14 protein-coding genes are annotated in these 14,574 nt (G+C 64.5%); 8 read left to right on the top strand and 6 right to left on the bottom strand.

Annotation, left to right across the window (positions count from 1 at the left end):
• On the top strand, window positions 1–1,045 hold a 1,045-nt coding region (gene otnK, locus AOQ71_RS27180), incomplete at its 5' end, for a 3-oxo-tetronate kinase (protein WP_063958310.1).
• 154 nt (window positions 1,046–1,199) lie between these two features.
• Window positions 1,200–2,891 carry a methyl-accepting chemotaxis protein gene (locus AOQ71_RS27175; RefSeq protein ID WP_057753145.1) on the top strand — a complete coding sequence of 564 codons (1,692 nt, stop codon included), beginning with the start codon at window positions 1,200–1,202 and terminating at the stop codon, window positions 2,889–2,891.
• Between the two features lie 15 nt (window positions 2,892–2,906).
• Here AOQ71_RS27175 and AOQ71_RS27170 read toward each other — a convergent pair whose 3' ends face one another.
• Together AOQ71_RS27170 and AOQ71_RS27165 are read right to left on the bottom strand one after the other, a co-directional pair.
• The gene (locus tag AOQ71_RS27170) at window positions 2,907–4,424 is read right to left on the bottom strand and encodes an acetyl-CoA acetyltransferase (RefSeq protein ID WP_057753144.1); all 1,518 of its coding nucleotides are present in this window, start codon (window positions 4,422–4,424) and stop codon (window positions 2,907–2,909) included.
• Between the two features lie 117 nt (window positions 4,425–4,541).
• Window positions 4,542–5,675, bottom strand: a complete 1,134-nt coding sequence (locus AOQ71_RS27165) for a nitronate monooxygenase (RefSeq protein ID WP_057753143.1) — start codon at window positions 5,673–5,675, stop codon at window positions 4,542–4,544.
• Between the two features lie 311 nt (window positions 5,676–5,986).
• On the opposite strand from AOQ71_RS27165, the gene yghU reads away from it, so the two are divergent.
• On the top strand, window positions 5,987–6,859 hold the full coding sequence (gene yghU, locus AOQ71_RS27160) for a glutathione-dependent disulfide-bond oxidoreductase (RefSeq protein WP_057753142.1): 873 nt from the start codon (window positions 5,987–5,989) through the stop codon (window positions 6,857–6,859).
• Between the two features lie 136 nt (window positions 6,860–6,995).
• On the opposite strand, the gene AOQ71_RS27155 is transcribed toward yghU, so the two are convergent.
• The 3 genes from AOQ71_RS27155 to AOQ71_RS45410 form a co-directional block, all read right to left on the bottom strand.
• Window positions 6,996–8,273 carry an acyl-CoA dehydrogenase family protein gene (locus AOQ71_RS27155; RefSeq protein ID WP_057753141.1) on the bottom strand — a complete coding sequence of 426 codons (1,278 nt, stop codon included), beginning with the start codon at window positions 8,271–8,273 and terminating at the stop codon, window positions 6,996–6,998.
• A 239-nt stretch (window positions 8,274–8,512) separates the two neighbouring features.
• Window positions 8,513–8,893 (bottom strand): VOC family protein, encoded by a 381-nt coding sequence (locus tag AOQ71_RS27150; RefSeq protein WP_057753140.1) that lies wholly within the window; start codon window positions 8,891–8,893, stop codon window positions 8,513–8,515.
• A gap of 201 nt (window positions 8,894–9,094) precedes the next feature.
• Window positions 9,095–9,241 (bottom strand): hypothetical protein, encoded by a 147-nt coding sequence (locus AOQ71_RS45410; protein WP_157083660.1) that lies wholly within the window; start codon window positions 9,239–9,241, stop codon window positions 9,095–9,097.
• On the opposite strand from AOQ71_RS45410, the gene AOQ71_RS27145 reads away from it, so the two are divergent.
• From AOQ71_RS27145 to AOQ71_RS27135, 3 genes are read left to right on the top strand one after another with little or no spacing between them, the layout of a single operon-like run.
• Entirely contained in the window at window positions 9,227–10,015 is a 789-nt protein-coding gene (locus tag AOQ71_RS27145) for an enoyl-CoA hydratase/isomerase (RefSeq protein ID WP_057753783.1), read from the top strand. The genes AOQ71_RS45410 and AOQ71_RS27145 overlap by 15 nt on opposite strands.
• 10 nt (window positions 10,016–10,025) lie before the next feature.
• Window positions 10,026–11,012, top strand: a complete 987-nt coding sequence (locus tag AOQ71_RS27140; protein WP_057753139.1) for a phosphotransferase family protein — start codon at window positions 10,026–10,028, stop codon at window positions 11,010–11,012.
• Between the two features lie 2 nt (window positions 11,013–11,014).
• Entirely contained in the window at window positions 11,015–11,392 is a 378-nt protein-coding gene (locus AOQ71_RS27135; RefSeq protein ID WP_057753138.1) for a DUF6285 domain-containing protein, read from the top strand.
• 246 nt (window positions 11,393–11,638) lie between these two features.
• On the opposite strand, the gene AOQ71_RS27130 is transcribed toward AOQ71_RS27135, so the two are convergent.
• Window positions 11,639–12,418: an enoyl-CoA hydratase-related protein gene (locus AOQ71_RS27130; protein ID WP_057753780.1), complete on the bottom strand. Its 780-nt coding sequence runs from the start codon at window positions 12,416–12,418 to the stop codon at window positions 11,639–11,641.
• A 213-nt stretch (window positions 12,419–12,631) separates the two neighbouring features.
• Here AOQ71_RS27130 and AOQ71_RS27125 point away from each other — a divergent pair, with 213 nt between their 5' ends.
• Entirely contained in the window at window positions 12,632–13,906 is a 1,275-nt protein-coding gene (locus tag AOQ71_RS27125; RefSeq protein WP_057753137.1) for an acyl-CoA dehydrogenase family protein, read from the top strand.
• Window positions 13,907–14,235: 329 nt separating this feature from the next.
• Window positions 14,236–14,574 (top strand): IS110 family transposase (locus AOQ71_RS43945; protein ID WP_157083506.1); only part of this gene is annotated, 339 nt, incomplete at its 3' end.

Here is a 14,574-nt window from a genome sequence, read left to right as displayed (position 1 = left end):
GAGCCATGTGCTGTTCAAGATCTGCTCGACCTTCGACTCCACGGATGCCGGAAATATCGGCCCGGTCATGGATGCGCTGCGTGCCGATTGCGGCGAGGCCGTCGTGCTGGTGACGCCGGCCTTTCCCGAGACCGGCCGCACCGTCTATCAGGGCAATCTGTTCGTCGGCGCCGTGCCGCTGAACGAGAGCCCGCTGAAGGACCACCCGCTCAACCCGATGCGCGATTCCAACCTGGTGCGCGTGCTGGCGCGCCAGAGCAAGACGCAGGTCGGGCTCGTCGATCTCGCGACCCTCTCGCGCGGGGCGGAGGCCGTGCGCGGCCGGCTTGCCGAATTCTCGGACAAGGGCATTGGAGCCGCGATCATCGACGCCGTGTTCGACCGCGACCTCGAGACCATCGGCCTTGTCGCCGCAGAGCATCGGCTCTCGGTCGGCGCCTCCGGCATCGGCCTCGGGCTCGCCCGTGCGCTGGTGTCTACCGGCAAGGTCAAGTCGGCCGCGGCCAGCAGCGAGCAGGGGGCCGCCGTCGGCGGCCAGGTGGCGTGCCTCGCCGGAAGCTGCTCGCAAGCCACCCTGCAGCAGATCGCCAATGCCGAACGTGTCATGCCGGTACTGCATCTCGACACCGACCGTATTCTTACGGGGACAAATGAAGCGCAGCGCGCGCTGGACTGGGCGAGGGAACGACTGGCCCAGGGGCCGGTGCTGATTGCATCGAGCGCGACGCCGGCCGACGTCGCTGCCCTTCAGTCGCGCCACGGCCGCGACGCCGCCGGACACGCGATCGAGCAGACGATGGCCGACATTGCGGAAAATCTCGTGAAATCAGGCGTGCGGCGACTGATCATCGCAGGCGGTGAGACGTCCGGGGCTGTCGTCGACCGATTAAAGATTCCCGGGTTTGTCGTCGGAGTGGAGATCGCCGCGGGCGTCCCGGTGCTGCGCGCTGTTGGCGCTGCCGCAGGTGAGATGCTGCTTGCACTGAAATCAGGCAATTTCGGCGGGCCGGAGTTTTTCTCGGATGCGATGAGGCTCATGCGCTGAGCGCAGGGCATTCTTAGCGCGCTGTTCATCTCTTTTGGGTTCCTTATCGGCGCGGAGTCGTCGCATTTGGTCTTCGGCCAGATGTCGGCGCAGCTCCCTTTGGTTGATCCTTAAGACACCCGGACGCGCCCGCGCCAGCACAAGAGACCTGATTATGCTCGCCACTATCTCCATCCGCGCCAAGATCATCAGTGTCGTGGCGTTCCTGCTGGCCGCAATGGCCGGCATGGGCCTGCTCGCCGTCATGAACATGCGGTCGATGAATGCCAATACCGTCGACATCACCACGAGTTGGATGCCGAGCGTGCGGGTGCTGGGCGAGATGCGGGCCGCGGTCATCACCTATCGCAACGTTGTTCGCGAGCACATGCTGTCCGAGACGCTGGACGATAAGCTGGCGCAGGAAAAGACTGCGGCGGTCGTGACCGAGGCGCTGGGTAAGGCCCGAAAGGCCTACGAGGCGATGATCACCTCGCCGGAAGAGCGGGCGCTCTATACCGAGTGGTCGAAGCTGTGGGCCGAATACCAGAAGGGCGCCGAAGACGTCATGGAATTGTCGCGCAACGAGTTTGGCAAGGTCCCGCACGCCGCGCATGAGTTGAATACCAAGACCGTCAACAAGATCGGTCTGAAGTCTGACGAAGTCCTGGCGAAGGATATCGAGCTCAACACCAAGGGCGGTGATCAGGCGGCAAAGGATGCCGCCGACAGCTACTCCTTCGCGTTCATGCTGCTCGCGGTCATCCTCGGGGCTGCCTTGATCGCTGGCATCGGCGTCGGCTTCTACCTCGTCCAGGACGTCTCCAGCGGCATCGACTCGATCACACGGCCGATGCAGGCGCTCGGCCGCGGCGATCTCTCCGCCGAAGTCCCGCACCGGGGCGAGAAGACCGAGATCGGCGCCATGGCCGACGTGCTTCAGGTCTTCAAGGAGGCGCTGATCGCCAAGAAGGCGGCCGACGAGGCAGCCGCCGCCGATGCCGAAGCCAAGATCGAGCGCGGCCGCCGTGTCGACAACATCACCCGCGAGTTCGAGACCATGATCGGCGAGATCGTCCAGACCGTGTCGTCGGCCTCGAGCCAGCTGGAGGCCTCCGCCTCGACGCTGACCTCGACCGCCGACCGCTCGCAGCGGATGGCGACCACGGTTGCCGCTGCGTCGGAAGAAGCCTCCACCAACGTGCAGTCGGTGGCTTCCGCGACCGAAGAGATGGCCTCCTCCGTCGGCGAGATCAGCCGGCAGGTGCAGGAATCGGCGCGGATGGCGGGCGACGCCGTCGGCCAGGCCCGCGCCACCACCGAGCGGGTCAGCGAGCTCTCCAAGGCCGCCTCGCGTATCGGCGATGTCGTCGAGCTGATCAACACCATTGCCGGCCAGACCAACCTGTTGGCGCTGAACGCCACGATCGAGGCCGCGCGCGCCGGTGAAGCCGGTCGCGGCTTCGCGGTGGTTGCCTCCGAGGTGAAGGCGCTCGCCGAGCAGACCGCGAAAGCGACCGGCGAGATCGGCCAGCAGATCTCGGGCATCCAGGCGGCGACCAGCGACTCGGTCGGCGCCATCAAGGAGATCTCCTCGACCATCGAGCGTCTCTCGGAAATCTCCTCGGCCATTGCGGCCGCGGTGGAAGAGCAGGGCGCCGCGACCCAGGAAATCGCCCGCAACGTGCAGCAGGCGGCACAGGGCACCCAGCAAGTCTCCTCCAACATCACCGACGTGCAGCGCGGTGCGACCGAGACCGGCACGGCCTCTTCGCAGGTGCTCTCGGCGGCGCAGATGCTGTCCAACGATTCGAGCCGGCTGAAGAACGAGGTCAGCAAATTCCTGACCAACGTTCGCGCAGCGTGAGCGGTCCTGCGCGTTCTACGCCACCCGCCACTCCGGCACGCCGTCCGCGGCCATCGTGATGTCGCCGAGCGAGCCGACCGGCGTGCGGTCCATGTTCAGCAGATGCCCTAGCGTGCCCTCGTCGCTCGCCGGAATCCGCGCCAGCGTGCGCCGGTCATCTTCCGTCCGCAGCATCACCACGCCGTGCTCGACATCTCCGCCGCGGCCATAGAGCACGGTAAAGCTCTCGACCTTGCCCTTGCCTGAGGCCTCCGTGATGAACTGCGGCACCGCGCCCTTGTTGCGATCGGCCTCGGCTTGCACGCTCGTCTCTTGCGCCAGCGCGTCGCGCGGCGCAATCTTCGACACGACCAGCGCGTGATGCTTGGTAACAAAACCGCCCTGGCCGTAGAGCAGGCCGAGCTTGTCGCCACCGCGTATCCGCCGCACGATGGCGCAGGCCGCATGCGTCATGTAGGTGTTGAGCGGCGCACCGAAGAAGGTGAGGCCGCCGGTCACGGTCGGCCGTACGTCGGCGGAAAGGCCGAGCGTTCGCCGCGCCATCTTCGGCACGCACGGAAAGCAGCTATAGAGCTCGATCGCGTCGAACTTCTTGCCGTCGCCGCCCGCGAGATCCATCGCGGCCTTCAGCACGGCGTTCTGCGGATGGCTCTCATGAAACTGGTCGCGCAGCAGATAGTCGCGCGGCTCCTCGGCCGAAGCGCCGCCAAGCGGATAGACCAGCTTGTCTTCGGCGATCCCGGCCGCGCGCGCCTTGGCAAGGCTGGTGAGTAACAGCGCACCGCCCATGTTGACGCTGGGGTTGGCGACCATGAGCTTGTTGTAAGGCCAGGCGATCAGCCGGTTTTCCGCCGTCGGCGTCGTGATCTCGTCAGGCGTATAGCGCCGCTTCAGCCAGGCATTTGGATTCTGCGCGGCGGCTTCCGAATAGCGCGACCACAGCGTGCCGGATTCCGCCATCGCCTGGTGCGGGGTCTGGCCCCAATGCGCGGAGGAGGCGGCCTCGTAGAACGGATAGACCGTGACGGGGCGGAATACGCCGAGCTTCACCGCCAAGGGCTTCTGGAACGCTGCGCCGCGCTTGGGCTCTTCGACGTCATGGGCGAACGGTGTCCATGGCAGCTTGACACCGGCGCGATCGGCTTTCGTCGCGGTCGATTGCGCCTCGGCGCCGCAGACGGCAGCTACCGTGCACTCACCGCGCGCGATGCGCTTTGCCGCCTCGTGGATGTAGCGGATCGGGCTCTCGCCGCCGACCGGGCCGTAATAGCAATGCGCCGATGTGATGCCGAGCCGTTGCGCCAGCAGCCTCTCCGGATCGCGATAGCGCCAGCTCAGGAAGTTGACGACGTCGAGCGACTGCACCTCACTGATCAGCCTTGCGCCGGCGTCGGCTTCTGCGCGCTGCAAGGCCCGTTCGAGCAGGTCGAGCGGTTCGAGGCCGTCGGTGATCTCCTTGGGGCGGTCGACGATCTCGCCGATGCCGACGATGACGGGGATGTGGTGATCGGGGATGGGGGGCTTGTCGGTCATAATCCAGATTCACGATCTCAGTTGTTTCGTCATTGCGAGCGCAGCGAAGCAATCCAGAAATTCATTCGCGGAGGCAGTCCGGATTGCTTCGCTGCGCTCGCAATGACGAGGTGGATGCTACTCCGCCACCAGCGCATTCATGTGCTCGATGGCTTCGGCAAACTCTTCCTTGAACTCCTGCACCACGGCGCCGGCCGATTTCACGCTGTCGATCAATCCGACGCCCTGGCCGACGAAATAGCTGACGAGATCGCGGGCCTTGGCGTTCCCGGCGGCAGCTGCCCGGTCGATCGAATCGAAGGCGTCGCGGCTGACGATGCTTTGCAGCGGCATCGGCAGCGCGCCCGGGCTTTCGGGGGCGCGGTCCCAGGCATCGGTCCAGACCGAGCGAAGCTGCCGCGCCGGCTTGCCGGTGCGGCCCTTGGAGCGGACCGCATCGCGTGAGGATGCCGCGATCATCTTCTTGCGAAAGATCTCGCTGGTCTCGGATTCAACTGTCGCCAGCCACACCGAGCCGGTCCAGGCGCCGGCTGCGCCCATCGCCATGCAGGCCGCCATCTGCCGTCCCGTCATGATGCCGCCGGCGGCCAGCACCGGCACATCACGAACCTTTTTGATCGCCTTGATCACTTCAGGCACCAGAACCATGGTTGAGACCTCGCCGCAATGGCCGCCGGCCTCGGTGCCCTGCACCACGAGAATGTCGACGCCGGCCGCGACCTGGCGCAGCGCGTGCTCCTTGGCGCCGACCAGGGCCGCAACCGGCACGTTGTGCTTCCTGCCCATCTCGATCATGGCCTTGGGCGGCACGCCGAGCGCGTTGGCGATCAGCCGGATCGGATGATTGAACGAGACTTTCAGCAGCTCCAGCGCGGTCTCGGCATCGAAGGGTTGCGGCTGGTCGTCGTCCACCTCTGTCGTCGTCAGCTCGATGTCGTACTTCTTCAGGAGGTCGCGCGTGTAGGCGCGGTGCTCCTGCGGCACGCGCGCTTCCAGGCTCTTCCAGGTGACGTGCTTCTCGCCTGATGTAGAGATGTTCTCCGGGATCAGCACGTCGATGCCATAGGGCTTGCCGTCGACGTGATCGTCGATCCATTTCAGCTCGCGTTCGAGCGTATCGGGCGTGTGAACGGTGGCGCCCAGCACGCCGAAACCGCCGGCGCGGCTGACGGCGGCAACGACGTCGCGGCAATGGCTGAAGGCGAGCAGCGGGAACTCGACGCCCAGCATGTCGCAGATCGGCGATTTCATGGTCCTCTCCCGGCGGCCTTGGTGGTGCTCTTCTTGTTTGGCTTGGCGGGCCGTTCGACGCCTGGCCTTCCTTGCCAATGATGCCACGCCGGATTCGGGCGAGCATCTTGCGCGCAGGCGTTGCGTCGTGGACCAACCATCCGGCTCCGGAAGATGTCGTCGAGTGGGCAGATCAGCAGCGGCGCAGGCTGGGCCGGCCGGACTGCATGACGATGGCCCGAGGCCCGCGCCGGACGCAGAGCCGGCGGGGCTTGCCATCGGCTATTCGCGGGCTAATTAATGCAGGCGCATCTTTCCGCCGGAGCATTCGCATGACCGATACCCCTTACGTGCCGCCCAAGGTCTGGACCTGGAACAAGGAGAATGGCGGTCAGTTCGCCAGCATCAACCGGCCGATTGCCGGCCCCACCCACGACAAGGAACTGCCGGTCGGCAAGCATCCGCTCCAGCTCTATTCGCTAGCGACGCCGAACGGGGTGAAGGTCACGGTGATGCTGGAGGAGCTTCTGGCGCTCGGCCACAAGGGGGCTGAATACGATGCGTGGCTGATCAGAATAGGCAATGGCGAGCAGTTCGGCAGCGGCTTCGTCGACATCAACCCGAACTCGAAAATCCCGGCGCTGATGGACCGCTCCGGCCCCGAGCCGATCCGCGTGTTCGAATCCGGCTCCATCCTGTTCTACCTCGCCGAGAAGTTCGGCGCCTTCCTGCCCAAGGACACCAAGACCCGCACCGAAGCGATGTCGTGGCTGTTCTGGCAGATGGGCAGCGCGCCGTATCTCGGCGGCGGCTTTGGCCATTTCTACGCCTACGCGCCGTCCAAGATCGAATACGCCATCGATCGCTTTGCGATGGAGGTCAAGCGCCAGCTCGACGTGCTCGACCGGCGTCTGGCCGACAACGAATATCTCGCAGGCAAGGAGTATACGATTGCCGACATGGCGGTGTGGCCGTGGTACGGCGCGCTCGCCAAGGGGCTGGTCTACGGCGCCGGCGAGTTCCTGTCCGTGCAGGACTACAAGAACGTGCAGCGCTGGACCGATGAGATCGCGAAGCGCCCCGCGGTGAAGCGCGGCCGCATGGTCAACCGTGTCTCCGGCGATCCCGCCAGCCAGCTCCACGAGCGCCACGACGCATCCGATTTCGAGACCAAGACACAGGACAAGCTCGCGCCGGCGACGTAGCTCGAACCGCGTAGGGTGGGCAACGGGAAAGCGTGCCCACCACACTTTGTGACGCCCGAGATGGTGGGCACGGCGCGCGCAGAGCGCGCCTCTGCCCAACCCCACGGCTCTTCCCGAGCGGGAAGAGGAGAGACCTCTACGCCATGCTCAGCTCGTGGCGGCCGACCACCATCCAGTGCACCTCGTCTGGACCGTCCGCAAAGCGCAGGTGACGGACGTCCTGGTACATCTCGGCCAGCGGGGTCCAGTGCGAGATGCCGGTGGCGCCGTGCATCTGGATCGCCTGGTCGATGATCTTGCAGGCGCGCTCGGGCACCATGGCCTTGACCATGGAGACCCAGACGCGGGCCTCCTTGTTGCCGAGCACGTCCATCGCCTTGGCGGCCTTCAGCACCATCAGCCGCATCGCCTCGATCTCGCAGCGCGCCTGCGCGATGATCTGCATGTTGCCGCCGAGATGGGCGATCTTCTTGCCGAAGGCTTCGCGGGTGAGGCCACGCTGCACCATCAGGTCCAGCGCCTTCTCGGCCTTGCCGATGGTTCGCATGCAGTGATGGATGCGGCCCGGCCCGAGGCGCAGCTGCGAGATCTCGAAGCCGCGCCCCTCGCCGAGCAGCATGTTCTCCTTCGGCACGCGCACATTGTTGAAGCGCATATGCATGTGGCCGCGCGGCGCGTGGTCCTGGCCGAACACGTACATGGGCCCGAGCACTTCGACGCCGGGCGTATCGCGCGGCACCAGGATCTGCGACTGCTGCTTGCTCGGCGCCGCGTCCGGATTGGTCTTCACCATGACGATGAGGATCTTGCAGCGGGGATCGCCTAAGCCGGAGATGTAATACTTCTCGCCGTTGATGACCCATTCGTCGCCGACGAGTTTGGCCGTGGTCGAGATGTTCTTGGCGTCGGAGGAGGCAACGTTCGGCTCGGTCATGACATAGGCTGAACGGATCTCGCCGTTGAGCAGCGGCTTCAGCCACTTCTCCTTCTGCTCCTTGGTGCCGACGCGCTCCAGCACCTCCATGTTGCCGGTGTCGGGCGCCGAGCAATTCATGGTCTCGGATGCAAGCGGGCTCTTGCCGAGCTCGGCGGCGATATAGGCGTAATCGAGATTCTTCAGGCCCTGGCCGGTCTCGTCATCAGGCAGGAAGAAATTCCAGAGGCCTTCCTTCTTGGCCTTGTTCTTGGCGACCTCGAGCACCTCGAGCTGCTTCGGCGTAAAGCTCCAGCGGTCTTCCTTGCCTTCGCCTGCCTTGGCGAACTCGATCGACATCGGCTCGACCGTCTCGCGGATGAACTTCTTGACGTGATCGTAGAGCGGCCGGACCTGGTCCGACATGCGCAGGTCATTGAGCTCATCGCCCGGATTGAGCGTGTAGTTGGTGGTGCGGGGAATATAGGCGTGTTTTGTCATTGTTCCTCCCGGGGCGCTGATCGTGTTGGCGGGGAGAATAGTCGCAGCGCCCCGAAAGTGCGAGCGCGTATTTTTTCGCGCGGGCCGTGCCATGCGATGGAATTTTCGCGAGACGTTTGAAATGTTGTTTGAATGGGGGTGAGTAGCCCGGATGGAGCGAAGCGTAATCCGGGACAGAGCCAGTTTTGCGCAACCCCGGATTACGCTTCGCTCCATCCGGGCTACGATAGCGCGCCGATCTAGCTCGGCATCCGGTGCATCGCGCAGATCTTGTTGCCGTCCAGATCGCGCAAGTAAGCGAGATAGAGCTTGTTTCCCGCGCCCTCGCGGATGCCGGGCGGGTTTTCGATCGGCGTTCCGCCGGCCGCAACGCCGGCGGCGTGCCACTTATCGACCTGCTCGGGCGAGTTGGCGGCAAAGCCGATGGTACCGCCATTGGCGCAGGTCGCCGGCTCGCCGTTGATCGGCTTTGTCACCGAGAACACGCCGGTCCTGGTGAAGTAGAAGATGCGGTGACCATCGACCTTGGCCGGACGCACGTCGAGCGTGCCGAGCAGCGCGTCGTAGAACGCCTTGGCCTTGTCGAGATCGTTGGTGCCGATCATGACGTGTGAGAACATGGTCTTTCTTCCTCCCGCGCTTTGAACTGTAGGGTGGGCAAAGCGAAGCGTGCCCACCACGTCTAGACGGCGTGGGCACGGCGCAAGGGCGCCTCTGCCCTACGAAATCTCAATACGCTGTAGGGCCGGCGCGTCCCGTGAGGTCGAAAAGGTCCATGGCGCGTTTCCTGTTTTTGGCAACACGTCTTGGTATGTCGCGCATCAGCCCCTGCGCGCAAGATTGCTTGCCATGCCATGATCACCATGGACAAGACCGCGCCAAAAATCAAATATGCGCCCCGGCAAACCAAATTCCGGCCTGCGAAACATCGCGCCGCAACTGACGAGGAAACCATGCAGTTCAAACATGTCACGCTCGAATTCGATGGTGCGGTCGCGATCCTCAAGCTCGACCACCAGGAGGTGATGAACGCGGTCTCCGTGGACATGCTGGGCGGCCTCTCCGATGCGCTCGACGCGATCGAGGAGAAAAAGGACGAGGTGCGCTGCGTCGTTCTGACCGGCGCGGGCCGCGCGTTCTGTACGGGAGCGAATCTGCAGGGGCGCAACAACCAGTCGAAGAAGACCAAGGCCGGCTTGACGCTGGAGACCGGCTTTCATCCCTTCCTGCGCCGCATCCGCAACCTGCATTGCCCGATCGTGACCGCGGTCAACGGCCCCGCCGCCGGCGCCGGCATGAGCTTCGCGCTGCTCGGCGACATGATCTTGTGCGCACGTTCCTCCTACTTCCTGCAAGCGTTCCGCCGCATCGGCCTCGTGCCGGATTGCGGCTCGACCTGGCTGTTGCCGCGGCTGATCGGCAAGGCGCGTTCGGTCGAACTGTCGCTGATGGGCGAGCGGCTGCCGGCCGAGAAGGCGCTGGAATGGGGCCTCGTCAACCGCGTCTATGATGACGGCGTGCTGATGGAGGAGGCGATGAAGCTCGCGCGCGACCTCGCCAGTGGCCCGACGGTCGCGCTGTCGCTGATCCGCAAGCTCTATTGGGATAGCCCGGAAAATTCCTTCGAAGAGCAGCTCAATCTCGAATTCCAGTGTCAGCTCCGTGCCGGCGATACCCAGGATTTCCGCGAGGGTGTCGGCGCCTTCCTCGAGAAGCGGCCGGCCAAATTCAACGGCAAATGATCAAAGGCAAATGATCGAGGCGGAGCTTTCCCGCAGCGTCCAGCGCTGGTGTCCGGGCGCAACCGGCGCTACCTCCGCGGCAAAGCTGTCGGGCGGCGCCAGCCAGGAGACCTGGCGCTTCGACATCAGCCATCCCGACGGCCCGATCGGCGCGATCCTGCGCCGTTCGCCGAAGGGCTATGGTGCCGCGCCAACGCGCGCGGCGGGGCTTGCGGCGGAAGCGCAGCTGATGCAGCTGGCCTTCGAGGCCGGCGTGCCGTCGCCGCGCGTGATGCATGTGCTGACGCCGGACGACGATCTCGGCACCGGCTTCATCATGCAGCGGGTCGAGGGCGAGACCATCGCCCGCAAGATTCTCCGCGATGATGAATTCGCGGCGGCGCGGCCAATGCTTGCGCGGCAGATCGGCGGCGTGCTCGCGGGCTTGCATCAGCTTCCGCTGGACAAATTGCCCGGGTTGCGGAGCCGCAGCGCGACGCAGGAGATCTCCGAATTCGATCGCGACTATCGCAGCCTGAACTGGCCAAAGCCGGTGTTCGAGCTTGCGCTGCGCTGGCTGCGCGACCACGATCCGGGCCCGTCGGCTGAAGTGACGCTGGTCCATGGCGATTTCCGCAACGGCAATCTCATTATCGGGGCCGACGGTGTCCGGGCGGTGCTGGACTGGGAGCTCGCCCATCTCGGCGATCCCATGGAAGATCTTGGCTGGGTCTGCGTGAACTCATGGCGCTTTGGCGAGATCGACAAGCCTGTCGGCGGCTTTGGCTCCCGCGAGGAGCTGTTCGCCGGTTATGAGGCTGCCGGCCGCAAGGTCGATGCAGCGCGCGTCAGGTTTTGGGAAGTGATGGGGACGCTGCGCTGGGGCATCATGTGCGGCGGCATGATGCAGCGGTTCCGCGAGGGGCCGGATCATTCCATGGAGCGCGCCATGATCGGCCGCCGCGCCTCGGAGACCGAGATCGATCTGTTGCGGCTGCTCGCGCCGCGGGGAGATTAGTCATGCAGGACGAGCCGACACCGATCGAGCTGACCAAGGCGGTCGCCGATTTCCTCCGCAACGACATCACGCCGCTGATATCGGGCCATCAGGCTTTCAAGCTGCGCGTTGCGATCAACATCCTCGATCTCGTTACGCGACAGCTGACGCGGGAGGCGGGGAGTGACGCCAAGGAGGTCGAGCGGCTGCGCGCGCTGCTCGGTGTTGACGGCTCGGTCACCGAGCTGAACCGCGTGCTCGCCGGGCGCATCGCCAAGGGCGAGATGGATCTCGCAACGCCTGGCCTCGCCGAGCATCTGTGGGCGACTACGATGGACAAGCTTGCCGTCGATCAGCCGAACTATGCGTCCTACAAGCGCGAGCTGGGGCGAGGTGGATAGCTCTCTCCCCGTCATTGCGAGGAGCCCTTGCGACGAAGCAATCCGGACTGTTTCCGCGGAGGCATTTCTGGATTGCTTCGCTGCGCTCGCGATGACCTTGTTGAGGCAGGCGCCTCTCTCTCCGCCGTCATTCCGGGGCGTCGCGCAGCGACGAGCCCGGAATCTATTCATCCAAGCGTTCTGCCGCCTGATGGATTCCGGGCTCGCGCCTCTCGGCGCGCCCCGGAATGACCGCGCAAAGCGCGGTCACTTCCCCACCCATTTCGGTGGCCGCTTCTCGGAAAACGCCTTCGGCCCCTCGATGTAATCCTGCGAGGCCACCATCGCCTTCACGGCCGGATATTCGCGCTGCTCCTCGATCGCCAGCTCGAGCGACACGGCGAGGCCCTTCCGGATGGTCTGCTTCGAGGCGCGGATCGACATCGGCGAGTTCTTCGTGATCATTTCCGCCCAGCGCAGCGCGCCGGCGAGCGCCTCGCCCTGCGGCACCACCTCGTTGACGAAGCCGAGCTCAAATCCTTCCCTGGCGCTGACATGACGCGCGGTGAGGATCATGCCCATGGCGCGCTTCAGGCCGATCTGGCGCGGCAGACGATGCAGGCCGCCGGCGAGTGCGGCAAGGCCCACGCGCGGCTCGGGCAGGGCGAAGGTCGCATTCTCCGAGGCAATGATGAGATCGCAGGCCAGCGCGATCTCGAAACCGCCGCCCATGGCGACGCCGTTCACCGCGGCGATGATCGGCTTGTCGCAGTCGAAACGCGAGGTGAGGCCGGCAAAGCCGCCCTTGTCCCAGCCGCGCTTGCCGCCGGCCGCCTGCCATTTCAGATCGTTGCCGGCGCAGAATGCCTTGTCGCCGGCGCCGGTGACGACGGCCACCCATTGCGCGGGGTCCGCGGCGAAATCGTCGAACACCTTGTTGAGCTCGAAATGCGCGTCGATGTGCAGCGCGTTGTAGACCTCGGGCCGCGACAGCGTGACGATCGTGATCGGCCCCTTGCGTTCCACCCTTGAAAATTTCAGCTCCATCGCGCGCTCCCGCATTTCCTCGTGAAGGAATATTGGAATCATACTATCGCGCCACAGCGCGAGAGTGCCATCGAATTGCGCGGGTGCGCCCTGCGCGCCTCACACGCGTCGGCTTGCTTGACTTGCGCGCGCTCTTCTCACCTTAATCGTGCGAAGCAAAAGCGCGCCTAGCGCCTTAACGCAAAACGATAAAATCGATCCGGGAGAGAACCTGTGGATTTCTCACTGCCTGCCGATCTCGTCGCCTATCTCGGAGAGCTCGATCGCTTCATCGAGCGCGAAATCAAGCCGTTGGAACAGGTCGACGACAACATCCGCTTTTTCGATCATCGCCGCGAATGGGCGCGCACCGATTTCGAGAATGGCGGCCTGCCACGGCATGAATGGGAAGCGTTGCTGCGCAAGGCGAAAGACCTTGCCGATGCGGCTGGCCATCTGCGCTTTCCGGTGCCCAAGCAATATGGCGGCAAGGACGGCTCCAACCTCTGGATGGCGGTGATCCGCGAGCATTTTGCCGCGAAGGGCCTTGGCCTCCACAATGACCTCCAGAACGAGCACTCCATCGTCGGCAACTTCCCCGTCGTCACCATGCTCGACCGCTACGGCCGCGACGACCAGAAGGCGATGATCGACGGCTCGATCAAGGGCAAGTACCGCATCACCTTTGGCCTGACCGAGCCGCATCACGGCTCGGACGCCACGCATATGGAGACGCGTGCGGTGCCTGCGGTCAGAGACAACGTCAAGGGCTGGATCATCAACGGCGAGAAGATGTGGACGACGGGCATGCATGTCGCCACGCATTGCGCGCTGTTCGCGCGGACGTCAGGCAATGACGGCGACGCGCGCGGCATCACCTGCTTCCTGGTGCCGGCCAAGAGCCACGGCGTCAGGATCGAGGAATACATGTGGACCTTCAACATGCCGACCGACCATCCCCGTGTCAGCTTTACGGACGTGTTCGTGCCTGAAGATGCACTGTTCGGCGAGGTCGGCCGCGGCCTGTCGCTGGCGCAATGCTTTGTCCATCAAAACCGCATCCGCCAGGCCGCGAGCTCGCTGGGCGCTGCCGTCTACTGCATTAACGAGAGCGTCAGATACGCCCGTGAGCGAAAGCCGTTCGGCAAGGCGCTTGCCGAGAACCAGGCGATCCAGTTTCCGCTGGTTGAGCTTGCGACCCAAGCCGAGATGCTGCGCCTGTTGATCCGCAAGACCGCCTGGGAGATGGACCAGCTCACCGAGGAGCAGATCGAGCGCACGCTCTCCGACCGTGTCTCGATGTGCAACTATATTGCAAACCGTCTTTGTTGTGAGTCGGCCGACCGCGCCATGCAGGTCCACGGCGGCATGGGCTATTCACGCCACAAGCCGTTCGAGCACATTTATCGGCATCACCGGCGTTACCGCATCACCGAGGGCAGTGAGGAGATCCAGATGCGGAAGGTCGCGGGGTTCTTGTTCGGCTATATGGGGCCGGGGAAGCATTGAGGCTTGCACCGGTGCCGTAGGGTGGGCAAAGCGGAGCGTGCCCACCACCTGTTACAAGCTTGGAAGAACGGTGGGCACGGCGCTTTGCGCTTTTGCCCACCCTGTACCCTTCTGACGTTCATGGCCGGCCTAGAGGTGTAGACTGGCCATTCGGGCCGATCCGTCGGGAGCAGCCTTGTCCACCCGTGCCTTGAGCACCCACGTAGGAACCGCGCCCCAGCGGAACGTCCGCGATCGAGATCCAGTAGGAGGTCATTGCGCCGAGAGCGCCAGTACAGGGATCGATCAGGATCGCGGTTGGCCCGCTTTGAGAGCGAGGAGATCCAACGATGGTCAAGGACGTGCAATGGTTCGTCGGGATCGATTGGGCAACGCGGAGTCATTGCGTTTGCCTGCTGGATGCGGAAGGACGGCCGGCCGGCCAGCGCGACTTTGCGCATGGTGGAGCCGGACTGACGGAGCTGTGTGATTGGCTGGTCGAAAAGACCAAGGCCGCACCGGGACAGATCGCGGTGGCAATCGAGACGCCGCATGGCCCAGTGGTGGAGATGCTGCTCGAGCATGGTTTTATGGTCTTTGCCATCAATCCCAAGCAACTCGACCGCTTCCGGGATCGCTTCACGGTGGCCGGTGCCAAGGATGATCGCCGCGACGCTCATGTGCTCGGA

Origin of the sequence: Bradyrhizobium manausense, from assembly GCF_001440035.1 — a bacterium.
Classification (GTDB): Bacteria; Pseudomonadota; Alphaproteobacteria; order Rhizobiales; family Xanthobacteraceae; genus Bradyrhizobium; species Bradyrhizobium manausense.
The sequence above is the reverse complement of the archived record's forward strand: the minus strand, read 5'-3'. Positions and strand labels throughout refer to the sequence as shown.